Below are 23,997 nucleotides of genomic sequence, written 5' to 3'. Positions count from 1 at the left end.
TGCGATAGTTGATTAACGCGTTAACCAATCCACCATAAGAGACGTGCCATGGCCCTCCAGAAACACCACACGCTGCTGTTGATCGTGCTCGCCAGCTTGGTTATTTCCACGGCCATGGGACTACGTCATGGGTTCGGGCTGTTTCTCGAACCCATGAGCAGCGATTTCGGCTGGGGGCGCGGCGTCTTTGCGTTTGCACTGGCCGTCCAAAACCTCATTTGGGGGCTGTCTCAACCGTTTACCGGGGCGCTGGCAGATCGGTTTGGCGCGGCTAAAATCATCGTGGTGGGTGGCATCCTCTATGTCCTGGGGCTTTGCTTCATGAGCCTCTCGACCAGCGCGCTCGGCATGACCGTCAGCGCTGGCCTGCTGATTGGCTTCGGCCTATCGGGAACGACGTTCTCGGTGATTCTCGGCGCCGTGGGCCGGGCCGTCCCCCCTGAGAAGCGCAGTATGGCCATGGGGATCGTCAGTGCGGCGGGGTCGTTTGGTCAATTTGCCATGCTGCCCGGCACGCTGGGGTTGATCGAGTGGCTAGGCTGGTCCTCTGCGCTGTTGGCCATGGGAGCCATCGCAGCGCTCATGATACCGCTGGGCGCCATGGTCAAAGACCGGCCAAGCCCCAAGGCGCTGGGCGATCTGAGCCTGCGCGATGCGCTTAACGAAGCGGCGGGGCAAAAAGGGTTTTGGCTACTTTGCCTGGGCTTTTTCGTGTGCGGCTTCCAAGTGGTGTTCATTGCGGTCCACTTGCCAGGCTACCTGTTCGATAACGGCTTAGCCGTCCAAGTCGGCACTACGGTGCTCGCTCTGGTTGGCCTGTTCAACATCGTAGGCACCTACACTGCTGGCTGGATGGGGGGTATCTGGTCGAAACCGCGTCTATTGAGCTGGCTTTACCTCATCCGGGGCGTGATCATCACGGCCTTTATCGTCCTTCCCCTGACGACGACCAGCGCTTATCTCTTCGGGATTGCCATGGGGCTGTTATGGCTCTCCACCGTTCCGCTCACGAACGGTATCGTCGCATCGGTGTTTGGCGTTCGCCATCTCTCCATGCTGGGCGGCATCGTGTTTCTCTTTCATCAGCTAGGCTCGTTCATGGGTGTGTGGTTGGGTGGTTTTTTGTACGACCTCACCGGCCACTACAATACGGTGTGGCAGATTGCCATCGTACTGTCCGTGGTCGCCGCCGCGCTCCACTGGTTCATCAGCGAGAAGCCGCTGCCACGCCCCTCTGCGCCACAGGTGACACCATGACAGTGTCAGCAGCAGGCTGGGCCGTGATCGGCCTACTGGCGTTGGGTGGCTTGGCACTGTTGGCTTGGTGGGGGTGGCATACGCTCGACCCCGCCCTTTTGCTGCTGGGGAGCCGACTGTGCTAAATCACGCGTCATCTCAACGCGCCGGCAATTGATAGCCCATGGCGATTCCCTATCCAGGCCATATAGCCGTCGTCTTGACGACCTTCATTGCCGTCGTGCTCGCCGTGTTACTGCATTACGAGGCGCTGTGGCTCATCTCTCGCCAAATCGAACGCTCCCACCGCCCTCATCGCCAGCGTATTTTGATCATGGCATTCGGCGTGCTGACCACCCACATCGCCGAAATTTGGCTCTTTGGGATAACGGGCTGGTGGCTGTCAGCCATCCATGGTATCGGCGCGTTGAAAGGGTACGAGAGCTTTCAGCTTTTGGATTACATTTTCTTTTCCGCCGTGACGTACACTACCGTCGGCTACGGCGATATCTATGCCGTCGGCCCGGTGCGTTTTCTCTACGGTACGCTGGCGCTGACCGGTTTCGTGCTGATCACCTGGTCGGCGTCCTTTACGTTTATCGAAATGCAAAAACATTGGCGTATACATAAGTAGCTCACTCCCTTCGCTGGTTAAGGACACCGCATGTTCGAAGTGCTGATTTTGTCGTTTGCGTTCGTATTCGGCATTGCCGCCCGTCATCTCAATCTTCCTCCGCTCGTGGGTTTTCTAGCCGCTGGCTTTGCCTTGAACGCCTTTGGCCCTAGCGTTGGTTTACCCGATGAGGCCGGCCCGCTGCTCGAGCACCTCGCTCATTTGGGTGTCTTACTACTGCTCTTCACGATTGGCTTGAAGCTGAATATCAGGAGCCTAGCCGAACCCGTGGTATTGGGTAGCGCCCTGCTGCATCTCGCCTTGACCGCGCTGATTTTCACCGTAGGCTTCTTGGTTCTGCTATCGCTACCGCTGGAGACTGCGTTACTGCTCGCCATCGCGCTATCGTTTTCGAGCACGGTATTGGCCGCTAAAGTCCTGGAGAGCAAACGTGAACTGCGGGCGCTACACGGCCGCATTGCGATTGGCATTTTGATCATTCAGGACTTGGCCGCCCTGGCGGTGTTGAGCATCTACAGCGGTCAGTCGCCTAGTCCCTGGGCCTTGCTGGTGTTTCTCCTTCCACTGCTGCGGCCCGTGCTGTACTGGCTGATGAGCGTTGCGCAACACGATGAAATGCTGGTACTGACCGGCGCCGTGCTGGCCATTGCCGTGGGGGGAATGGGCTTTGAAATGGTAGGGCTGAGTTCGGAGGTAGGGGCTTTGGTGATGGGGCTGCTGCTTGCTCACCACCCTCGGGCCCAAGAGCTCTCGAAAGCGCTGTGGGGGCTCAAGGAAGTGCTGTTGATCAGTTTCTTTCTACAAATTGGGATGGCTGGCCTCCCCGACACCCAAGCACTCCTTTTTGCGCTCGCCCTGGCCGTGGCGCTGCCACTGAAGGGGCTACTCTTTTTTGCCCTGTTGATTGCCTTTCGGTTGCGTGCGAGAAATGCGTTCCTGGGCAGCCTTAGCCTGACCGCTTACAGTGAGTTTGGCCTGATCGTCGCGTCGAGCATCCTTGAGGCGTGGTTGGTACCACTGGCCATTGCCGTCGCGCTTTCTTTCGTGATGGCCGCGCCGCTCAACCGTTTGGCACACAGCCTGTTCGATCGCTGGGAGCGACATCTGACGCGCTTCGAGCGCGGCTCGAGACACCCGGACGAACAGCCCGTCAATTTAGGCGCGGCCACCGTTCTCGTGCTGGGGATGGGACGCACGGGCAGCGCTGCCTACGACTTCTTTCACGATAAGGGTTTGGAGGTCGCCGGTATCGATTCCGACCCCAATAAAACCGACAGCCAACGCCGCGTGTTTTATGGTGATATCGAGGATGTCGGTTTTTGGCACCATCTCGATCTTGATGGCCTGACTGCGGTGACACTGGCCACCCCAGAAATGGAAAGCAAGCTGATTGCCAGCCGAGAACTGCGCAAGGCCGGTTTTACCGGCCAACTGATTGCGGGCATTCACTATCAAGATGAAGCCGAGCCGCTTCGCGATGCCGGCGTCGATCAAACCTACTTATTAATGACCGGCGCGGGTATTGGTATTGCTGAAAAAACCTGGGAGAAACTTCACGGCGATGCAAGCTGATAACGCCAGCGGGGGCTAAGAAGCCCCCACATGGCGATGCCGCCATAGGCGCATCAGCACACCGTGCTTCGGTGAAAACAGCAGCGCCAGGAAGAAACACCCCGTCGCCACCAGGACGATGGTGCCGCCGGAAGCCACGTCAAACGCAAACGACAGCCATAACCCCAATACCGCAGACCCTACCCCCACACCGATGGAGATAAACAGCATTGTTTTGAAGCGGTCGGTCAGCAAGTGGGCCGTGGCGCCCGGCGTAATCAGCATCGCCACGACCAGGATGATACCGACGGTTTCCAGACTAGCGACAATGGTGAGCGTGAGCAGCAGAATCAAGCCGTAATGAATCACGCCGGTGTTGAAGCCCAGTGCCTGCGCCTGAGTCGGATCGAAGGCATAGAGCATGAGCGGGCGATAAGCCAGCCATACCAACAGCAATGCGATCACGCTGGCAGCGAGCGTCAGCATCAGCGCAGACTGCTGAACCCCCAAGACGTTACCGAATAGAATATGCATCAAGTGGGTGCTGGAAGCGATTTTACTGATCAGCACGACGCCCAGCGCAAACGCCCCGGTAAACATGATGCCCATGGCGGCATCGGACTTGATCCGCGTGTGCCGCTCGATCGCCCCAATGCCAAGCGACGTCAGCGCCCCCGTGACGAAGGCTCCGATAAAAAAGGGCAGGCCCAGCAGGTAGGCGATTGCTACGCCAGGCAACACGGCGTGCGAGATCGCATCCCCCAGTAGCGACCAGCGCTTGAGGACGACATAACAAGACAGCATGCCGCAGATGGCCCCCACCATCATCGACGTGAGCAGCGCGCGCTGCATGAACGCGTACTGAAACGCCTCTGAAACGCTATCGGGCATCAGATTCACGGGCACCATCACCGCTGCGATGAGCCCAGCCACCAGGGCACTACTCAAAGAGTCCAACGTTTGTAACATGCAAATTGCCTATTCTTTGCCAGCGAACGCAGGCATGCTGGCACGCCCAACACCCTGAGCAGATGGCTCGATGGCACTCACGGCGAGTTCGGCCAGCTTGCTATCGCTCAGCATCTCGTCGGGCGCACCTTCACCGCGAATGAATCGATTGATCAGCACCACGTGGTCCACGTAGCGACGCGCGCCTGGCATATCGTGCGTCACCATCACGATGGTTCGTCCAGCTTCGCGCTCGCGTTTGAGCACGTCGAGAATGAGCTGTTCGCTGGGTGGGTCGACCCCCGCGAGCGGCTCATCGAGCAGCAGGATACTCGCCTCTTGCGCCAACGCACGCGCCAGCAGCACACGCTTTTTTTGACCGCCCGAGAGGGCGCCGATGGGCCGGTCGGCAAACGCCAGCATGTTGACGTCATATAACGCTTTTTCCACCGCAACACGGTGGCGTGGCGCATGCCAGCGCGCAGGTAGCAGTCTCCGCCACCACGCGTCTTGGCGCATGTGGCCATAGCGGGCGCTCATCACGGTTTCCCATACCGAAATAGGGAAATCCCATTCGATGGCCTCTCGCTGGGCCATGTAAGCAATGCGCCCAGCTTTTCGATGGTGCTCGATGGCTTGACCAAATGCCGTCACGCGGCCGCGCAGAGGCTTCATGCTGCCGGTCAACACGTGAAATAGCGTCGATTTTCCTGCGCCGTTCGGCCCCACGATGGCCGTCCAACGCCCGCGAGGCAACGAGAGGTGAATGTCCTCTAACACGGGCTGACGCTGATAAGCCGCATAAACACCGCTCACTTCGATGGCGCTGGCTGGTTGAGACGGTAATGAGGACATCGTGATTTACTCGGTAGCCAAGTAGCGACGCAGCAACGCAACGTTATGACGCTGCATGGCAAAGTAATCGGCAGCCTCCCCGTCAGGCTCACTCAAAGAGTCGACATATAGCGGTCCGGCAACGGGCAGTCCGGTGTCACGTGCGATACTGGTCACATGGCGGTCAGAAATCGTACTTTCCCAGAAGAGAGCCGCCGGTTGGCGTTCGTTGATTCGGTCGATGACCCACATCAACTGCCGTGGGGAGCCCTCTGTTTCGGCATTGGTACCCCAAATACCATCGTGCTCGAACTGATACGCATCGGCAAAATAGAGAAAGGCCGCTTCACTGGAAAGCAGTACGCGGCGCTCTTCGGGAATGGCTTCGAGCGTTTCTTGAAGTTCGACATGCAGATCATGCAGCTGTGCTTCCAGTGCCGCTGCGCGCTGCTGAATCGCATCGGCTTGATGGGGCAAGCGATCCTCCAACGTGTTGGCGATGGCTTGCACGTAGCTACTGGCAGCCCGAGGATCCATCCACATGTGCGGGTCCACGTCGCCTTCCATCTCACCGGTGACGATCGTTTGCGTCGGGTAACCCGACGCCTCTGCCACAGCGATCATGGGTACGTCGTCATTGACCGTCGCCGATACTTGGCGCATCCACTGCTCTAGCTGATAGCCGTTATAAAAAACCACATCGGCATCTTCGAGCGCAGCAAAATTATCAGGGGTAAGTTCCCACTCGTGCACTTCGGCGTTAACCGGTGTCAGCACCGTGACGTTCGCATCATCACCGGCCACTTTCTTCACCAAGTCGCCAAGAACCGAAAACGTCACGGCAATCTCTATGGGCGGGTTTTGCAACTCATCGGCCTGAGCACTGGTCACAACGCCACACCAGGCGAACGACACGCCCAAGGCTGCTAGCAAGTATGGTTTAGCCACTGGATCTCTCCTCTGTGCTAGGCTCGCGTTACTGATAACTTTAGCTCAACAAAAAAGCATTGTGCAAACAGTTTAGCCTTGGCTAACAATTATCGTGAAAAATGCGCTACCATCGCCAATTAACGTTTCCACTAACTTTGATAACCTTTGCCAATGAGTGATCACCAACAGCGGCGCACCCCACCTCCCTCCGGACACAGCGGTGATGCGCTGCCGCCAGTGGAACAGCACGCCCAGCAATACGAGGCCGTGCGCAACGCCCACGAAACGGAGCTAATCGAAGATTACGTCGAATTGATTGGCGACCTGATTCGTCATCGCGGCGAGGCCCGCGCGGCCGATATTGCTAACCGAATGGCCGTCAGCCAAGCGACGGTGTCGAAAATGATTCGTCGCTTGAACGAGTTAGGTTTGGTGACCAGCAAGCCGTATCGCTCGCTGTTTTTGACCGATGAGGGTCAAAAAATGGCGGAGACGTCCCGTGCGCGTCACGATATCGTGCTGCATTTTTTGCGAGCGCTGGGGGTGGACGACAGCACTGCCCGCATCGATGCAGAAGGGATGGAACACCATGTTAGCGATGAGACGCTCACGATCATGCAGCGCTATACCGACCAGCAGCAAAATAACTGAGCCTCTTTTCCGCACGCCTCTATGGCTGGGTGACACGTAGATGATTCACCTGGGTGATGGCGCCGTTCCAGATCATCTCTAGGTGAGTGGTCTGGATAATGTCCGTCACATGGCGCGGCGTCATGAGCGCCCAGCAGTGCGCCCCGGGTCGGCGCACCGAATGGTAACGAAGGCCGTTCAACGTACGCCGAACGTCTGCACCGAACGGCTGCGACGCCGTATAGTGATCGGGTGCGTAGACGAGATGATCGCTGGGCAGCGTCAGCGCATCGCCTATTGACACCTCCCTGAAGGTGCCTCTCAATCCCCGAAAAACGAACCGCTCATAGCGCAGCTCGGGCACGCGCTGCCAGTACGCTTGCTGATGGTGCTTGACTTCCGTAATCGCGGTTTCCAACGTATCGGCAAGGTACAGCACGCCAAAACTGCCGTCGCTAAAACGTGATCCTTCTGGATTGATATGCGTAAAGGGGGCCACGGCATACGAACAGCCACGAATACCGAAAGGAATCTGCTCGAGCGGCAGCAGCGCCAGGTCACCTACCTCATTCTGCAAACGCGGATTGGTGAGTGATTGAAGTGCATGGAGAGCGGCGAACTCGTCGGGGTCAGCTACATCATCGAACAGATCGATCGGCGGAAACTTACTGTTGACCAATCGATAGCCGATCACATCACGGGCTGGCAGTACGGGCAAATCAGCCGCCTTTACCACTGACCACCCCGCAGGCTATCGATGCGCTTATACGTTTCGTAAAGCGCGGCAAAATCCCCAGTCCCCATGATGGCCATGGGCGTGCGACCATTGAAATAGGGGTTGTGATTGACCATGTTCACAAACCCGTACAGGTTGTCGGGGTTATCGAATACCACACGCAGCGCCGCATGGATGTTCAGCACGTAGCTGATGCGCGCTAGCTGGTCACTATCCAGCTTGATCGCTGCCAGATCGCCGCGCCGAGCTCGAGCGTAGGTACTGTGAGAGACGCGTAGAATCGCTTCCCCCTGCTCTCCCGAGGCTCGCCACTTCTCTAGAATGCGTACCGCTGCTTTGAGGCCCACCGCGGCGGCTGCCTTATTCTGGGCAAACTTTTGCGCTGTTTGCATTGCACTTCCTGACTCAGTATCTACAAACACTATTATAGGATAAAAGTGTCTGAGAATACATTTCCACACGCAATGGGGCTTGCATGGCTAGATCACAGTGCCACCGAGGATGTGTGACCGCCACCCGCCACCTTGGCAGGCATACCCAACCGGCCGATGCCAGGTAATTTGAGGGCGGGGCGCAGGATATCGATGCCGACACTCATACCCAGCAGGTTGAGCTCAATGCCCTCCTCCAGCGCCAGCATGATCCCCACCACACCTCCCAGCGACAGTTGATATCCAGTTCCGCTGGGGGCGGGAGCAACGACACCATTGAAGAGGTAATCCTTACCCACCGCCGTGGTCGGCAGCGCAACCTCAAAGCCCTCGACTTCGCGTATCACCCAGGCAATAAAGCTGTTGCTATTGGGGCCAGGCCAAACTCGGTACAAATCCGCTTGCGGATAGCGCGCCACAGCGTCTTGAATACGAGGTATTAATTCAGCGGCTTCAGCACCTCGATAATCGGCGAGAAGCTCAGGCGGATGCCCAAACCAAGCGCGATCAGGCGTGTCGATGGAAGAAACCACCGTGGGGCGGCGCCAGCTCAACACCTGATGCAGCTGATACTCTCGCGCCCCCTCTGCTTTTGTCGCAATCCAGATATGCACACCAAAGGCTCCGCGCCAGCTATAGGCACGTGCCGCGTATACCTGTACGACGGCGTCTTGGACGCGATCAGGATGGGGCGCCAATCCCGCAGACGAACGGTCGAGATTCGACCAGTGGCCATCGGTAATGACCTGGTTACTGGCCAATATCCACACCGGCCCAGCCAGCAATAAGACCAACAGTGCCATTACGGCAGCCAGCCAACGCAATACGGTTTTCATCGGGGTATCCACATCAAGAGCATACGAGGAACGACGCGCATTAAAGGATTCATCATCAAAGCCTTAATCGAGGTGCCACGAAATCGAGAAACGCACCAATTCTGCCCGAAAGCGCCGTATTACGGTAATAGACCGCTTGAACCATTTCACGGGAGTTCGGGCTGATCATACGATCCATCATCAACCCCACCAGCGCGCCTTTCTCTAAGTCGTGACGAATCATAAACCGCGACATACAAGCGATACCCTCGCCTGCCAAGCACAGCTGCCGCATGACCTCACCGCTCGAGGTTCGCAGGTGCGCTTGAATATTGGGGCCTTCCTGCGGTAGCCCTTCGACCGGCCAGCGATCCAGACTGTCTGCGTTCAGAAACCCAAGTAGCTGGTGGTCTCGCAATGCTGTCGGGCTGATCGGCACACCGTGGCGCTCCAAGTAATGAGGGCTTGCCACTAGGTGCAGCGGCGAGCGCCCCAGCAGGCGAGCGTGAAGCGTGGAGTCCTCTAGCCCACCAATGCGGATCGCGACATCCGTACGCTGCTCCAACAGATTGATGATGCTATCAGAGGCGGATAGCTCGAGCTCGATACCCGGATAATGATCGCGAAATGCGCCAATCAAAGGCACCAGTTGATGCAGTACGAAAGGCGTCGCCGCATCGACTCTAAGCCGCCCACTCGGGCGCACCTGGCTTAATCGCATCGCCTCTTCGGCTTCTTCAAGCGCGCTCAAACCCACCCTGACCCGCTCGATAAAGGCGCGCCCTTCACTGGTGAGGGTCACACTGCGGGTCGTACGGTTCAGTAATGGGATACCCAGCCGCTGCTCCAAACGCTGCACGGCACGGGAGACCTTGGCGACGGGCACATCCATCTGCCGGGCCGCTGCGCTGAAACCACCGCTATCCACGACGGCAACCAGGAGCTGCAGATCTTCGGTGCGGCTCAACATGATGAACTCCTAGCGCACACATTATTGTCGATAACGTAAAAGTGTTTCTATTTTAGTACTGTTTATCGCATAAGGCATCCGGCGCAAACTCCGCAGCGTTACGTCGTTCCCCTTTTTACATCCCTTCTTTACAGGAGATTTGCCATGCCTATTGCACTGTTCGCACTGACCCTCAGTGCCTTTGCTATTGGCACCACCGAATTCGTCATTGTCGGATTGGTGCCTACCATCGCCCAAGACTTGGGCGTTTCGCTGCCTTCGGCAGGACTGTTAGTAAGCCTCTACGCCGCTGGTGTTGCCGTTGGCGCACCGGTGCTGACCGCCCTCACTGGTCGTATGAATCGCAAGCTGGTGCTGCTCGGCCTGATGGCGCTGTTCATCGTCGGTAACTTGCTGGCCTGGCAAGCGCCGGGCTACGGCTCGTTGATTACCGCACGTATTTTGACGGGGCTTGCCCACGGCGTCTTTTTCTCTATCGGCTCGACCATTGCCACCAGCTTGGTCAGCAAAGATAAAGAAGCGAGCGCGATTGCCATCATGTTCACAGGTCTTACCGTGGCGCTCGTGACCGGCGTACCGCTAGGCACGTGGATTGGACAAAACTTCGGTTGGCGCGCCACCTTCTTGGTGGTGTCGTCTCTAGGCCTAATCGCCTTGATCGGCAGCGCCCTCCTCGTCCCCAACAACTTGAAAAAGTCCGCGCCGGCGACCCTCGGCCAACAGCTCAAGGTGCTTACGCATCCTCGCCTACTGCTCGTGTACCTGATCACTATTCTGGGCTATGGCGGCACGTTCACGGCATTCACGTACTTGGCACCCATCCTGCAAGAGGTGAGTGACTTTGGAAATAATGCCGTGAGCTTGATCATGCTGGTCTATGGCGTATCTGTCGCCTTCGGCAACATCTACGGCGGTAAAATGGCGGACCGCATGGGGCCCATACGTGCGCTGACAGTAATCTTTTCGGGCCTCATCGCCATTTTACTGATGCTGACTCTATCAGCGGCACATCCCATCGCCGCCGTGCTGACGGTGCTGATTTGGGGAGCCTTTGCGTTTGGTAACGTACCGGGGCTGCAAGTGTATGTGGTACAGCAAGCCGAGCGCTTCGTCCCTGAAGCTGTCGATATCGCGTCAGGGTTGAACATCGCCGCGTTCAACATTGGGATTGCGCTGGGCTCTGTCATCGGTGGCTACGTCGTCGATGGAATGCAGCTCACCGACACGGCCTGGATGGGGGCGGGTATCGTTGCGCTTGCCCTGGCGCTCACACGGCTTTCCGGCCACTGGGATCGCCAAAGAGAAAGCGCTGTTACTGCACGCTAAGGCCCGTTGAAGACGTCATGAGCCTCCCGCACGACTGATCTTCTATACCCCGTAGCACTAAGCCACTGTCCGGCCGATCTCTTCTCAGCCATCTGCAAGAAGAGGCAGCGCCCGGCAGTGGCTTTTTTCGTGCGCGCAAGACGAAGAAACACGCGCCCTGCCAAGCTGGCTAGCAGAACCAAAAGGAGCTTTAGCGACAAGGAATAGTGTGGATAGCGACCAACAACGCCGACGCAAAGCGAAGAAGTCGACATCTGGAGAGGAGGGAAAAGGTACAACTGAATGGAGGCGGCCCCAAAAGCCACATCCCGGCACACGCAGCCACCACTACCGTTGCTCCCTTCCGGGCCTGGCGGGGTTCGCAGTTTAGCGTTGCGGGAGGACCTAAGGGGCCACCATAATCGTATGCTTTTGAGCCGCATACTGGCGCTGATTGGTGGCTACGCCCTGATTTGAACAGGGGACCCCATCATTATGAGTGATGTGCTCTAACCAGCTGAGCTACGTAGCCTTTTCGACATCAGCGGGTGCAGAGTATGCCTATATTAGCGTCAAAAGGCAAGCCGAAACGGCCTGCCTTTTTTCATCGTGCGATTCACTAAGCGCAAACGGGCTTACAGCGCCGCTTTGACAACAGGCAGTGCCTCTTCACCTTCACGCGTGGTCACGCCTTCTAACCAAGCCTCGAGTACTTCCGGGTGATCATTGAGATACGTACGCGCCGCTTCGCGAGGTTCGACACCCTCGTCCATGATGGCGCTCATCAGCTGGTTTTCCATCTCCAGCGTGAACGTCATGTTGCTCAGCAATTCACCGACGTTCGGGCAGGACTCAACGAAACCAGCACGAGTATTGGTGTAGACCGTCGCACCTCCGAGATTCGGGCCAAAGTAGTCGTCTGCATCAGACAGGTACGCCATCTCAAAATTGGTGTTCATGGGGTGCGGCTCCCAACCCAAGAAAACCATCCACTTTTCATTGGGAACCCGTGCGCTCAACTCGGCCAGCATGCCTGCCTCGCTGGAGTCGATCACCTGCCAATCGCCTAGCCCGTATGCATCATCGTCGATCATTTGCTGAATGAGTTCGTTGCCATCATTGCCCGCTTCGATGCCATGAATGCGCTGCTCGAACCGATCGGCATGTTCGGCCAAATCGTTCACCGAGGTCACCCCAGAGTCGTACACGTATTGCGGCACTGCCAGCGTGTACTTGGCACCTTGGAGGTTGGCCGTTAAGCGTTCGACGTCGCCACGCTCGATGTAGGGATCGCTAATGGACGCCATGGAGGGCATCCAGTTACCCAAGAAGACGTCGAAATCGTCATTGCGCATGCCCGCGTAGGCAATGGGGACCGAGACCGTATCGACACGGGGCTCGTAGCCTAGCGCCTCCAATACTTCGCTGGCCAAGGCGGTCGTAGCCGTGATATCGGTCCAGCCCACCTCGGCGAAGCGCACGCGACTACACTCATCGGCAGCGGCCGTCATCGGCAGGCAAGCGGTCACGAACAGAGCACTCATATGGCGTTTGGTTAGCTGTTTCATTCGTCGTCTTTCCTCGTTATCTGTTTTATTGAAACGCGCTCTACGGCGAGCAATGCAGAGGCGAGAAACTGCTCGACACACTTTTATTGATTGAACGTTCAATAAAAAAATGCCATCATATTCAGGTAACCATGCCTACTCCTGCTTTTCAAGGCGAGGAGCCAATGGGCATTCAACGTCATTAGGAGATAGCTGTGCCTAAGGTGGGAATGGAACCAATACGCCGCCAACAGTTGATCAAGGCTACGATGGCGGCCATTGACGAAGTGGGACTGGCCGAGGCAACGGTCATGCGCATCGCCCGCCATGCGGGTGTCTCTGCCGGCATCATTAGCCACTATTTTGGCGGCAAGGATGGCCTGCTCGAAGCCACCATGCGTCAAATATTGACGGATCTAAGCGATGCCGTCGCGGCACGACGCCATGCGTTGGAAGACGACTCTCCACGCGCTCACATCGGCGCCATCATCGAGGGCAACTTCGACCGCACCCAGGTCACCGGGCCCGCCGCGAAGACCTGGCTTGCCTTCTGGGCCAGCAGCATGCACAAGCCGGTGTTGCAACGTCTTCAATACGTTAACGACCGCCGCTTGTACGCCAATCTCTGCCACCAGTTCCATCGGGTCATGCCGCGCGCCGACGCTCGCAACGCGGCCCGTGGTTTGGCTGCCATGATCGATGGCCTGTGGCTTCGCGGCGCGCTGGCCCCGGAAGGCCTAGATGCCGCAGAAGCGCGCCATCTTGCGCACACCTATCTCGACCAGTTACTGACACATTACGGATGCTTTCAAGATGCATCCACTGCCGAACTTTATTAAGGAGATCAGCATGGCCGCTCAAGACGTACAGCCCCTCTACATCGATGGTCGCCCGGTTGATGCCACCTCCGGCGAAACGTTTACCGTCACCAACCCTTATGATGGCAGCCTGCTGGCCACAATTGGCCAAGCGAGCCAAGCCGATGTCGACAGCGCCGTTCAAGCTGCACAGCGTGGCCAGCGTGAATGGGCCGCGATGACTGGCATGGAGCGCTCGCGCATCCTGCTACGTGCCGTGGCGCTTCTTCGTGAACGCAACGACGAGCTTGCCGAGCTGGAAACCCGCAATACTGGCAAGCCCATCAGCGAAACCGCCAGCGTCGATATCGTGACCGGTGCCGATGCACTGGAGTACTACGCAGGTCTCGCCCCCGCCATTGAGGGCCACCAAATTCCCTTGCGTGACAGCTCGTTCGTTTATACCCGCCGCGAACCGCTGGGCGTGATTGGCGCCATTGGTGCCTGGAACTACCCGATTCAAATCGCCTGCTGGAAAGCGGCTCCGGCGCTGGCAGCGGGGAACGCTATCGTGTTCAAGCCCAGCGAAGTGACGCCGCTGACGGCGATGAAGCTTGCCGAAATTTTCACCGAAGCAGGCCTACCGAACGGCGTGTTCAACGTGGTGCAGGGCGATGGCCGCGTCGGTGCCATGCTGACCGAGCACGAAGGCATTGCCAAAGTCTCGTTCACGGGTGAAGTGGGCACTGGCAAAAAGGTCATGGCCGCTGCCGGTGGTTCCACGCTGAAAGACGTGACGATGGAACTCGGCGGTAAATCTCCGCTGATCGTGTTTGCAGACGCGGACCTTGACCGCGCGGCCGATGCCGCCATGATGGCGAACTTCTACTCCAGCGGCCAAATCTGCACCAACGGCACCCGCGTGTTCGTCGAGCGCAGCGTCAAAGACGCGTTCGAAGCCAAGTTGGTAGAGCGTGTAGCGCGTATTAAAGCGGGCGACCCGATGGACCCAAGCGTCAATTTCGGTCCGCTCGTCAGCTTCGAGCATCAGGAAAAAGTGCTCTCCTACATCGCGCTCGGAAAAGAGCAAGGCGCACGCGTGCTGGCCGGCGGCGACGCGTGGAACAGCGGCGAATGGGCCAAAGGCGCCTGGGCAGCCCCCACCGTATTCACCGACTGCACCGATGAGATGCGCGTTGTCAAAGAAGAGATCTTTGGCCCGGTGATGTCAGTACTCGCCTTTGATGACGAAGACGAAGTGATCCGCCGCGCCAACGACACCAAGTACGGCCTGGCTGCTGGCGTCTTCAGCGAAAGCCTGAACCGCGCGCACCGCGTCATTCATCAGTTGGAAGCAGGCATTTGCTGGGTCAACACCTGGGGCGAATCCCCGTCTGAAATGCCGGTCGGTGGCTATAAAGAGTCCGGTATTGGCCGTGAAAACGGCGTGGAAACGCTGAATCACTACACCCAGACCAAGTCCGTGCAGATCGAGATGGGGCCGTTCGAGTCCGTGTTTTAAAGGCGGAGCACAGCTTTTCGAACACGCCACTCCCCTTTCTTGATGAGAGAACCCCTATGTCTCAAGCAACCGAGTTTGATTACATCGTCATTGGTGCTGGTTCAGCAGGTAACGTGCTGGCCACGCGCCTGACCGAAGATAGCGATGTCAGCGTGCTGCTGTTGGAAGCCGGTGGACCTGACTACCGTTTCGATTTTCGTACCCAAATGCCCGCAGCCCTGGCCTACCCGCTGCAGGGCAAGCGTTATAACTGGGCGTTCGAAACCGATCCCGAACCGCACATGGACAACCGCCGCATGGAGTGTGGCCGAGGCAAGGGCCTCGGCGGCTCCTCGCTGATCAACGGCATGTGTTACATCCGTGGCAACGCGTTGGATTATGACAACTGGGCCAAACAGCCCGGCTTGGCGGAGTGGGACTACTTGAGCTGCCTGCCCTACTTCAAAAAGTGCGAAACCCGCGATATTGGCCCGAACGACTACCACGGTGGTGATGGCCCCGTTAGCGTGACCACGCCCAAAGCGGGCAACAACCCGCTTTATCGCACCTTTATTGAGGCGGGCAAGCAAGCGGGCTATCCGGAAACCGACGACGTCAACGGTTACCAGCAAGAGGGCTTCGGCCCGATGGACCGCTTCGTGACGCCGAAAGGCCGCCGTGCCTCGACCGCTCGCGGCTACCTGGACACAGCCAAACAGCGCAGCAACCTGACCATCGAAACCCACGCCGTCACCGACGTGATCGAATTCGATGGTAAGCGCGCCGTCGGCGTGCGCTACGAGCAAAAAGGCCAGCCCAAACAGGCTCGCGCACGCCGTGAAGTGCTGCTGTGCGGTGGCGCGATTGCCTCGCCACAAATTCTCCAGCGCTCCGGCGTGGGTAACCCAGAGTGGCTGAAAGAGCTAGGCATTCCCGTGGTGCATGAGCTGCCGGGCGTCGGCGAAAACCTGCAAGACCACCTGGAAATGTACATTCAGTACGAGTGCAAGGAGCCGATTTCGCTCTACCCGGCGCTGAAATGGTACAACCAGCCGAAGATTGGGGCCGAGTGGCTGTTTAACGGCACGGGCGTGGGCGCGAGCAATCAGTTCGAATCCTGTGGCTTTATTCGCAGCCGCGATGACGAGGAGTGGCCGAACCTGCAGTACCACTTCCTGCCGATCGCCATTAGCTACAACGGCAAGAGTGCCGTTCAAGCGCATGGCTTCCAGGCCCACGTAGGTTCCATGCGTTCAGAAAGCCGCGGCCGTATTCGTCTCACGTCCAAAGACCCCCACGCGGCACCGAGCATTCTGTTCAACTACATGGCCAAAGAGAAAGATTGGGAAGAGTTTCGCGATGCGATTCGCTTGACTCGCGAGATCATCGCTCAACCCGCGTTTGATCAATACCGAGGCCGGGAAATCGCCCCTGGCCCAGACGTGCAAAGCGACGAAGAGCTCGATAACTTCGTCAAACAGCACGCCGAAACCGCCTACCACCCCTGCGGCAGCTGCCGCATGGGCGAAGGCGAGATGGCCGTCACCGATGCTCAAGGCCGGGTACACGGGCTTGAAGGGCTGCGCGTGGTGGATGCCTCGCTGTTCCCGGTCATTCCTACCGGCAACCTGAACGCGCCTACCATCATGTTGGCGGAGAAAATTGCCGACCGCATTCGAGGTCGCGAGCCCCTGCCGCGTGCCAACGTCGACTACTACGTCGCCAACGGCGCGCCTGCCAAGCAGGTATCATAAGCCGATATCGACACGGGTACGCCAACCCGCTGCGTCAAAACGCCATGGTGCCTCACCATGGCGTTTTTTTATGCCCTAACTGCGCTACATTGAAGATATAAAGCGAACGTATAACGGTGAAATGCTTGCACAAGGCGCAATGACTCTGCGAATATTCAAACATACGTTTAAATACGTTCTTTGATAACCACCCACGGAGATTCCCCCATGCTCACCTTACTCCTCATCGTGCTCGCCGTTGCCGGCTTGCTCGTGGTGATGCGTCGCGAGGCAGGTGCCACACCCGCCCTGGCCCTACTAGGCGTATTGGGCTTAGTCGGCCTAGTGCTAGGTGCCCCAGTCATCGGCACGCTGTTATTGATCGGCGCAGTTGCAGTGGCCGTCGCAGGTCTGCCTGCGCTGCGCCGTAAATGGCTCACTCCGCGCATCTTTGCCATCTTCAAAAAAGTGGCCCCCAAAGTATCGGCGACCGAACGCACCGCGCTGGAAGCCGGCAGCGTGTCTTGGGACGGCGAACTCTTTTCAGGCAAGCCCCAATGGCAATCGCTGCTCGACTTTAAAGATGACGGTTTGAGTGACGAAGAGCAGGCGTTTTTAGACAACCAGTGCGCCAAAGCCGCTGGCATGTGCAACGCTTGGGATATCGCCCGTGAACGCGCCGACCTGCCCCAAGAGCTGTGGGATTACCTGAAAAAAGAGGGCTTCTTCGGGATGATCATTCCGAAGGAGTACGGCGGCTTGGGCTTCTCGGCCAAGGCGCAATCCATGGTGCTGCAAAAGCTCTCCGCCAACGAGACTCTGATGGTCACCGTGGGCGTGCCCAACTCCCTCGGCCCGGGCGAACTGCTGCTGAAGTACGGCACCCAAGCCCAGAAAGACCACTATCTGCCGCGCCTGGCCGATGGCCGCGAGATTCCCTGCTTTGGCCTCACCGGCCCCCGTGCAGGCTCCGATGCGACCTCGCTACCGGATACCGGTGTGGTCTGTAAGCAGGTCATTAATGGCGAAGAAGTCGTGGGCGTGCGCCTGAACTTCGAGAAGCGCTGGATCACCCTGGCGCCCATCGCCACCGTGGTTGGCCTAGCATTCCGTCTCTTCGACCCGGAAAACCTGCTGGGCGAAGAAGAAGATCGTGGCATTACCCTGGCGCTGATTCCCCGCGATACCCAAGGCATGGAGATTGGCCGTCGTCACCACCCAATTGGCAGCCCGTTCATGAACGGCCCAATCAAAGGTAAGGACGTGTTCGTCCCGCTGGAGACCATCATCGGTGGTCCGGATATGATCGGCCAAGGCTGGCGTATGCTGGTCGAGTGTCTATCCATTGGCCGCTGCATTACGCTGCCCTCCGGTGCCACCGGCACCGCGCGCTACGCGCTGGGCTGGAGCGGCGGTTTCACCCGCGTGCGTCGTCAGTTCAACGTGCCGGTGGCCGAGATGGAAGGCGTGCAAGAGCCTTTGGCACGTATGGCATCGCTGGCCTACATTTCGGCGGCCACGGTGTACCAAACCGCTAACCTGATCGACCACGGCGAAAAGCCAGCGGTCCCCTCTGCCATCCTGAAAAGTCAGCTGACCGAGTTCCAGCGCGTGCTGCTGAGCGATGCGATGGACGTTCACGGCGGTAAAGCAGTGACGCTTGGCCCGCGCAACTACCTGGGCATTGGCTATAGTGCCAACCCGGTAGCCATCACCGTGGAAGGCGCGAACATCATGACCCGCAACCTGATGATCTTTGGTCAGGGCGCGATTCGCTGCCACCCTTATGTGCTGGAAGAGCTGGCCGCCAAAGACGCCAACGATGTGAACGCCTTCGATAAAGCCTTCTTCGGCCATGCGGGCTTAATCTTCGGCAACGCGGCGCGCGCCTTCACCTTGGGGCTTGGCCTTGGCAAGCCGAGCGTTCCGTTTAGCGGCCCCGCCGCTGGCTACGCGCAGGATATCGCTCGCCTCTCGGCTGGTTTCGGCCTGTGTGCGGATGCCGCCATGGCCAGCTTAGGCTCTACGCTGAAAAAACGCGAAATGCTCTCGGCGCGCCTAGGCGATGTACTTTCTAATCTCTACCTCGCCTCCATGGTGCTCAAGCAGTGGCATAACGGCAATAAAGTAGAAGGCGAAGAGGCGCTGCTTCATTACAGCCTGCAGTTCCTCCTTCATCGCGCGGAGCAAGCGTTCGTCGAGATCTTCGATAACTTGCCCAACCGTGCGCTGGGTAACGTATTAAAAGTCGTCGTCATGCCCACGGGTCGCCGCTGGCGCAAGCCGCAGGACGACTTGGCCCGTGATATTGCCCAGCGGGTATCCACTCATAGCGCGCTGCGTAGCAAGCTGCTTTCGAACACCTGGGACAAAGATGACGGCGCGGTGAGCAACCCGCTAGCACGCTACAACGCGTTGCTCGGTGATTACGACCGCGCTGAGAACATCTACCGTACGGTGAACAAAGCCTATGCCAAAGGCGAACTACCGCAAACGGCTCTCCACCCTGAAGCACGGGTAGAAGCAGCGCTTGAAAAAGGCTTGATCAATGACGACGAGGCCGCCTTCATGCGCACCTTTGAAGCCGAAGTACTGGAGATGCTGACCGTCGATGACTTCGCTTACGATGCCTTTGCCAATGATAAGTCGACGCTGATCGACCACAACGCAGCACCGGCCAAGGCCTCTTCGCCAACGGAAACCAGCGTCAAGTAGCCTTCTTCCGCCATCTCCCAACCTACCGGCCCTTTCTGGGCCGGTTTTTTTTGCCCTCTTGCCATGTTCTAAAACGAAGCAAACGAACATGCGCACCACCCAGAGCCGATCATGGCGCACCACACCGTTTTGCCAGCCGTTTGAAAAATCGCTTTTTTGCGCTTTTCTACGCCTAAAAGCGAATACAAACGGCCATCAAAAGCGTTGCAAGTTCGCAAATGATCAACTAGCCTTTCGTTAATGAAAATATCGCATGGGTCGGTTGCCTCACAATAAACGGCAAACAAGTACGGCCAACCACCCTCCCTCGCGATCAGCGCACTACACAATTATCGATACCACCTATCAATAACAACGACGCTAGCGAGATCGGCATGTCCTTACATTTGCAAAATATCGACCACGTCGTCGGGGGTCAGTCCCATATCAGTGGGGTGGATCTCGAACTGGAACCCGGTTCCTTTAACGTATTGCTGGGACGAACCTTAGCGGGCAAAACCACGCTCATGCGTCTAATGGCAGGCTTGGAGCAACCCACCCGCGGGCGCATTTTCATGGATGGCAAAGACGTCACCGGCGTATCGGTGCGTAAACGCAACGTGTCGATGGTGTACCAGCAGTTCATCAACTACCCCAGCCTGACGGTGCGCGACAACATTGCTTCGCCGCTGAAGCTGGCCAAAACGCCGCAGCAGGAAATTGATCGCCGCGTGGGCAGCATTGCCGAAATGCTGCATATCGAACATCTCCTCGACCGCTACCCCCAAGAGCTCTCCGGCGGGCAACAGCAGCGTACCGCTATGGGCCGGGCGCTGGTCAAAGATGCCGACCTGATTCTGTTCGACGAGCCGCTGGTGAACCTGGATTACAAACTGCGCGAAGAGCTGCGTGACGAGCTGCGCGAACTCTTCAAAGCGCGCAACTGTATTGCCGTTTACGCCACTACAGAGCCCAACGAAGCGCTGGCATTAGGCGGCAATACGGCGGTACTGCATGAAGGCAAGCTACTGCAGTACGGCCCCACCGAACAGGTATATCGCGAACCCAACGGCCGTCACAGCGCCGAGATGTTCTCCGAACCGCCGATCAACATCGTGCCCGGCAAGCTGACCGAGACGGACATCACCTTTGACCAGTCGCTGCACTTTCCTTGCGATCCTGGCCTCCAGCAGCTTGCCCCCGGCGATTACGACTTCGGCGTGCGCGCCTCGCACATTACCCTCAAACCGCAGTCTGCCGATGATGTAGAGCTGCCGGTTCTGGTCGACGTTGCGGAAATCAGCGGTTCGGAAACGTTTTTGCACGTGCGCCATGAACGTTTCCCGCTGGTGCTGCACTTGGCAGGCATTCACGAGTTCCACGTGAACGATGCGATTAACGTCTATTTCCCGTCGCATCAACTGTACGCCTTCGATAAACAGGGCAGCACCGTGCACATCCCCTCCTCTGCTCAAGGGAGCGTTGCTCATGGCTGAGATTACTTTAAAAGGCTTGGCGCACAGCTATAGCAAAAGCCCTAGCAGCCATAGCGACTACGCGATTCGCCAGATGGATCACGTGTGGCACCAGGGCGGTGCTTATGCACTGCTGGGCCCGTCGGGCTGCGGTAAATCAACCCTGCTAAACATTATTTCTGGCCTGCTGGAACCCTCCGAAGGTGACGTACTGTTCGATGGTCACCGTGTGAACGAGCTGCCGCCGGAGGAGCGCAACATCGCCCAGGTGTTCCAGTTCCCGGTGATCTACGACACCATGACGGTGTACGACAACCTGGCTTTCCCGCTGCGCAACATGAACACCCCCGAGTACAAGGTCGACCCGAAAGTTCGGGAAATTGCCGATATCCTCGACCTCACGCCGCTCCTCTCCCGGAAAGCCAAAAACCTCACCGCCGATGAGAAGCAGAAAGTCTCCATGGGCCGCGGGCTAGTGCGTGACGACGTCTCTGCCATCCTATTTGACGAACCCCTCACGGTGATCGACCCGCAGCTCAAGTGGAAGCTGCGCCGTAAGCTCAAAGAGATCCATGAGCGCTTCAATATCACCATGATCTACGTTACCCACGACCAGCTCGAAGCCTCTACCTTTGCTGACAAAATTGCGGTGATGTACGACGGTCAGGTGGTGCAGTTCGGCACGCCTCGTGAACTGTTCGAAAAACCGGCGCATACCTTCGTGGGGTACTTCATTGGCAGCCCGGGGATGAACTTCATGAGCGTCACCCATCAGGCGGGCAAAGTGATGTTTGGCAAGCTGCCGCTACCCGTGAATGAGGCCGTTAGCCGCAGCGTGGCGGCCGCAGGCTCCAGCAATATCAAGCTTGGCATTCGCCCGGAGTTCATTACGGTCAGCAACTCGCCGGAGCCAAACAGCGTACCGATTGAAGTGGTCAACCTGCAGGACTTGGGGACCTACTCGCTGCTGAGCTTTACCTTGAACGGCCAGTTGTTCAAAGCGCGCCTGCCTGAAGGTCACGCGCCGGTAGGTGACGCTGCCCATGCAGTGTTTTCCGATCAGCACATCGCGCTCTACGTCGATGAATACCTAGTGGAGATCGGCCATGAATAATAAAGTACTCAATAACCGCGCATGGCTGCTGGTACTTCCCATGCTGGTACTGGTGGCTTTTTCGGCCATCATCCCCTTGATGACCGTGGTCAACTACTCGGTTCAGGACGTGCTGGGCCCTAATGCCCGCTTCTTCACCGGTACCGAATGGTTCCACAGCATTCTGAACGACTCTGCGCTGCGCGACGCGTTCGTGCGCCAGATTCTGTTTTCCCTGACCATTCTCGCCATCCAAGTGCCTTTGGGCATTGGCATTGCGCTGATCATGCCCAAACGCGGTTGGCAGGCGTCCGCCGTGCTGATTCTGATTACTCTACCGCTTCTGATCCCATGGAACGTGGTGGGCAGTATTTGGCAAATCTTCACCCGTGGCGATATCGGCCTCATGGGCTACGGTCTGCGCGAGCTAGGGATCAACTACAACATCACCCGTAATGCGGGCGATGCCTGGGCAACGATTATTTTGATGGACGTTTGGCACTGGACACCGCTAGTGGCCATGCTGTGCTACAGCGGCCTGCGTTCGATTCCCGAGGCTTACTACCAAGCCGCGCGTATCGACCGCGCCTCCAAGTGGGCCATCTTCCGCTACATCCAACTGCCCAAACTCACCAACGTACTGGTTATTGCGGTGCTGCTGCGCTTTATGCACTCGTTCATGATTTACGCCGAGCCCTTTGTACTGACCGGCGGCGGCCCGGGTAGCTCCACGACCTTCCTGAGCCAGTCGCTGGCCACCATGGCCATCGGCCAGCAGGATCTGGGGCCCTCTGCCGCGTTCTCGATCATTTACTTCCTGGTCATTTTGCTCGTGAGCTGGGTGTTCTACACCACCATCATGCACATGCAAAAAGATAAGAACCCGCACGGGGGAGCATGATATGTACCGCTTAGATAACGCCCAGCAGGGCGAGAAATACAACACCATTTTTAGCCGGACAACGCCTGCACAGCGCCGCAAACGTAACGCGCGCAGCCGGTTCCGTTCACGGTTTCTGCTGGGGCTCTACCTGTTTTTGATGATTCTGCCCATTTATTGGCTGTTCAACATGTCGCTGCAGACTAACAGTGAGATTCTGGGCTCCATGACGCTATGGCCCAAGAACCTGACGTTCGATAACTACATCGGCATTTTCACTAATTCCAGCTGGTACATGGGCTATGTGAATTCAATGCTGTATGTGGCGCTCAACATGCTGATCACGATTTGCGTGGCGCTGCCTGCTGCCTATGCGTTCAGCCGCTACCGTTTCATTGGCGATAAGCACCTGTTCTTCTGGCTGCTTACCAACTTGATGGCACCGCCTGCGGTATTTCTGCTGCCTTACTTCCAGCTCTACTACTCGGTAGGTTTGTTCGATACCCATATCGCCGTGGCCCTGGCCCACTGTCTGTTCAATATTCCGCTGGCGATCTGGATTCTCGAAGGTTTCATGAGCAGCGTGCCCAAAGAGATCGATGAGACGGCGTATATCGACGGCTACAGCTTTCCGCGCTTCTTTATCAAGATTTTCATTCCTATGATCCGCTCCGGTATCGGCGTCACGCTGTTCTTCCTGTTCATGTTCTCGTGGGTAGAGCTGCTGCTGGCACGTACCCTGACGGCCACCGACGCTCAACCGATCGGCATGATCATGACCCGCACCTCCACTGCCTCAGGCATCGACTGGGGAACGCTGGCGGCCGCCGGTGTGCTGACCATCGTCCCAGGCATCCTGGTGGTGTACTTCGTTCGTAATCATATCGCCAAGGGCTTTGCCCTGGGCCGCACCTGAGGAGCAGCGCCATGACGTGGATGGTATGGACGACGCCGACTGCCATTTTCTTTTCATCCATTGCAGCGATGCTAGCAGGGATGACGCTGTGGGAGATCTTATCCCCCACCATCGAACGCAAGGGGTTTCTACCCATTAGCACCACCCGCGGCGACCGGCTGTTCATCGGCCTACTCTCCGCCGCGTTTATTCACCTGGGGGTGATTGGCTTCACTACGCTATCCATCTGGATAGCACTGGCACTATCAGCGGTATGGCTGCTGGTGTTGATGCGCTGGGGCTAGGCCAACGGCACGCTCAGCGGATGTACGGCGGTATCAAGGACGCTCACGTTATCAAGG

The 23,997-nt window shown here is 57.8% G+C and carries 23 protein-coding genes, 1 tRNA gene and 1 other RNA gene; 15 read left to right on the top strand and 10 right to left on the bottom strand.

Annotated elements, in window-relative coordinates:
• Positions 1-48: 48 nt before the first annotated feature.
• From NH398_RS02230 to NH398_RS02220, 4 genes are read left to right on the top strand one after another with little or no spacing between them, the layout of a single operon-like run.
• Positions 49-1,257, top strand: a complete 1,209-nt coding sequence (locus tag NH398_RS02230) for an MFS transporter (RefSeq protein ID WP_253016231.1) — start codon at positions 49-51, stop codon at positions 1,255-1,257.
• The gene (locus NH398_RS16700) at positions 1,254-1,382 is read left to right on the top strand and encodes a hypothetical protein (protein ID WP_285263245.1); all 129 of its coding nucleotides are present in this window, start codon (positions 1,254-1,256) and stop codon (positions 1,380-1,382) included. Before NH398_RS02230 ends, NH398_RS16700 begins: the two co-directional genes overlap by 4 nt.
• Positions 1,383-1,420: 38 nt before the next feature.
• Positions 1,421-1,870: an ion channel gene (locus NH398_RS02225; protein ID WP_159342389.1), complete on the top strand. Its 450-nt coding sequence runs from the start codon at positions 1,421-1,423 to the stop codon at positions 1,868-1,870.
• 30 nt (positions 1,871-1,900) lie between these two features.
• Positions 1,901-3,442, top strand: a complete 1,542-nt coding sequence (locus tag NH398_RS02220) for a cation:proton antiporter (protein WP_253016229.1) — start codon at positions 1,901-1,903, stop codon at positions 3,440-3,442.
• 15 nt (positions 3,443-3,457) lie between these two features.
• Here the strand turns inward: NH398_RS02220 and NH398_RS02215 are convergent, their stop codons facing one another.
• The 3 genes from NH398_RS02215 to NH398_RS02205 are packed head-to-tail and all read right to left on the bottom strand — an operon-like array spanning position 3,458 to position 6,151.
• On the bottom strand, positions 3,458-4,390 hold the full coding sequence (locus NH398_RS02215) for a metal ABC transporter permease (RefSeq protein ID WP_290441364.1): 933 nt from the start codon (positions 4,388-4,390) through the stop codon (positions 3,458-3,460).
• 9 nt (positions 4,391-4,399) lie between these two features.
• Positions 4,400-5,224 carry a metal ABC transporter ATP-binding protein gene (locus NH398_RS02210; RefSeq protein WP_253016227.1) on the bottom strand — a complete coding sequence of 275 codons (825 nt, stop codon included), beginning with the start codon at positions 5,222-5,224 and terminating at the stop codon, positions 4,400-4,402.
• A 6-nt stretch (positions 5,225-5,230) separates the two neighbouring features.
• On the bottom strand, positions 5,231-6,151 hold the full coding sequence (locus NH398_RS02205) for a metal ABC transporter substrate-binding protein (RefSeq protein WP_253016225.1): 921 nt from the start codon (positions 6,149-6,151) through the stop codon (positions 5,231-5,233).
• Positions 6,152-6,304: 153 nt separating this feature from the next.
• Between NH398_RS02205 and mntR the strand changes: the two genes are divergently transcribed.
• Entirely contained in the window at positions 6,305-6,784 is a 480-nt protein-coding gene (gene mntR, locus NH398_RS02200; RefSeq protein WP_159342394.1) for a manganese-binding transcriptional regulator MntR, read from the top strand.
• A gap of 19 nt (positions 6,785-6,803) precedes the next feature.
• On the opposite strand, the gene NH398_RS02195 is transcribed toward mntR, so the two are convergent.
• From NH398_RS02195 to NH398_RS02180, 4 genes are all read right to left on the bottom strand, one after another.
• Positions 6,804-7,481, bottom strand: coding sequence for an RES family NAD+ phosphorylase (locus NH398_RS02195; protein ID WP_253016223.1), 678 nt, complete (start codon positions 7,479-7,481; stop codon positions 6,804-6,806).
• 11 nt (positions 7,482-7,492) lie between these two features.
• Positions 7,493-7,891 carry an MbcA/ParS/Xre antitoxin family protein gene (locus NH398_RS02190; protein ID WP_253016222.1) on the bottom strand — a complete coding sequence of 133 codons (399 nt, stop codon included), beginning with the start codon at positions 7,889-7,891 and terminating at the stop codon, positions 7,493-7,495.
• 92 nt (positions 7,892-7,983) lie between these two features.
• Entirely contained in the window at positions 7,984-8,766 is a 783-nt protein-coding gene (locus NH398_RS02185) for a DUF3750 domain-containing protein (RefSeq protein ID WP_253016220.1), read from the bottom strand.
• 55 nt (positions 8,767-8,821) lie between these two features.
• Positions 8,822-9,715 carry a LysR family transcriptional regulator gene (locus NH398_RS02180; RefSeq protein WP_253016209.1) on the bottom strand — a complete coding sequence of 298 codons (894 nt, stop codon included), beginning with the start codon at positions 9,713-9,715 and terminating at the stop codon, positions 8,822-8,824.
• 144 nt (positions 9,716-9,859) lie between these two features.
• On the opposite strand from NH398_RS02180, the gene NH398_RS02175 reads away from it, so the two are divergent.
• Complete coding sequence (locus NH398_RS02175) at positions 9,860-11,041, top strand: MFS transporter (RefSeq protein ID WP_253016207.1); 1,182 nt, start codon at positions 9,860-9,862, stop codon at positions 11,039-11,041.
• Between the two features lie 292 nt (positions 11,042-11,333).
• Here the strand turns inward: NH398_RS02175 and ffs are convergent.
• From ffs to NH398_RS02160, 3 genes are all read right to left on the bottom strand, one after another.
• An RNA gene (ffs, locus tag NH398_RS02170) (signal recognition particle sRNA small type) lies at positions 11,334-11,430 on the bottom strand.
• A 45-nt stretch (positions 11,431-11,475) separates the two neighbouring features.
• Positions 11,476-11,552, bottom strand: a tRNA-Met gene (locus NH398_RS02165).
• A gap of 103 nt (positions 11,553-11,655) precedes the next feature.
• Entirely contained in the window at positions 11,656-12,588 is a 933-nt protein-coding gene (locus tag NH398_RS02160; RefSeq protein ID WP_253016205.1) for a choline ABC transporter substrate-binding protein, read from the bottom strand.
• A 194-nt stretch (positions 12,589-12,782) separates the two neighbouring features.
• On the opposite strand from NH398_RS02160, the gene betI reads away from it, so the two are divergent.
• The 9 genes from betI (at position 12,783) to NH398_RS02115 (ending at position 23,940) form a co-directional block, all read left to right on the top strand.
• Positions 12,783-13,406, top strand: a complete 624-nt coding sequence (gene betI, locus NH398_RS02155; protein ID WP_217352957.1) for a transcriptional regulator BetI — start codon at positions 12,783-12,785, stop codon at positions 13,404-13,406.
• A gap of 10 nt (positions 13,407-13,416) precedes the next feature.
• Positions 13,417-14,886 (top strand): betaine-aldehyde dehydrogenase, encoded by a 1,470-nt coding sequence (gene betB / locus NH398_RS02150; protein ID WP_159342402.1) that lies wholly within the window; start codon positions 13,417-13,419, stop codon positions 14,884-14,886.
• Positions 14,887-14,942: 56 nt separating this feature from the next.
• A complete protein-coding gene (betA, locus tag NH398_RS02145; protein ID WP_159342403.1) occupies positions 14,943-16,619 on the top strand; it encodes a choline dehydrogenase in 1,677 nt (558 codons plus the stop codon).
• Between the two features lie 207 nt (positions 16,620-16,826).
• On the top strand, positions 16,827-19,313 hold the full coding sequence (locus NH398_RS02140; protein ID WP_253016203.1) for an acyl-CoA dehydrogenase: 2,487 nt from the start codon (positions 16,827-16,829) through the stop codon (positions 19,311-19,313).
• Positions 19,314-19,687: 374 nt separating this feature from the next.
• Complete coding sequence (locus NH398_RS02135; protein ID WP_253016201.1) at positions 19,688-20,788, top strand: ABC transporter ATP-binding protein; 1,101 nt, start codon at positions 19,688-19,690, stop codon at positions 20,786-20,788.
• A complete protein-coding gene (locus NH398_RS02130) occupies positions 20,781-21,881 on the top strand; it encodes an ABC transporter ATP-binding protein (RefSeq protein WP_253016199.1) in 1,101 nt (366 codons plus the stop codon). Before NH398_RS02135 ends, NH398_RS02130 begins: the two co-directional genes overlap by 8 nt.
• On the top strand, positions 21,874-22,761 hold the full coding sequence (locus NH398_RS02125; protein WP_159342407.1) for a sugar ABC transporter permease: 888 nt from the start codon (positions 21,874-21,876) through the stop codon (positions 22,759-22,761). The genes NH398_RS02130 and NH398_RS02125 overlap by 8 nt, the downstream gene beginning before the upstream one ends.
• Position 22,762: 1 nt before the next feature.
• Positions 22,763-23,656, top strand: a complete 894-nt coding sequence (locus tag NH398_RS02120; RefSeq protein ID WP_159342408.1) for a carbohydrate ABC transporter permease — start codon at positions 22,763-22,765, stop codon at positions 23,654-23,656.
• Positions 23,657-23,667: 11 nt separating this feature from the next.
• Complete coding sequence (locus NH398_RS02115; RefSeq protein ID WP_083023748.1) at positions 23,668-23,940, top strand: DUF2160 domain-containing protein; 273 nt, start codon at positions 23,668-23,670, stop codon at positions 23,938-23,940.
• Positions 23,941-23,997: the final 57 nt, after the last annotated feature.

The organism is Halomonas sp. CnH100-B (assembly GCF_024124605.1).
In the GTDB taxonomy this organism is placed as follows: domain Bacteria; phylum Pseudomonadota; class Gammaproteobacteria; order Pseudomonadales; family Halomonadaceae; genus Vreelandella.
This window is presented reverse-complemented; position numbering and strand designations above follow the sequence as displayed.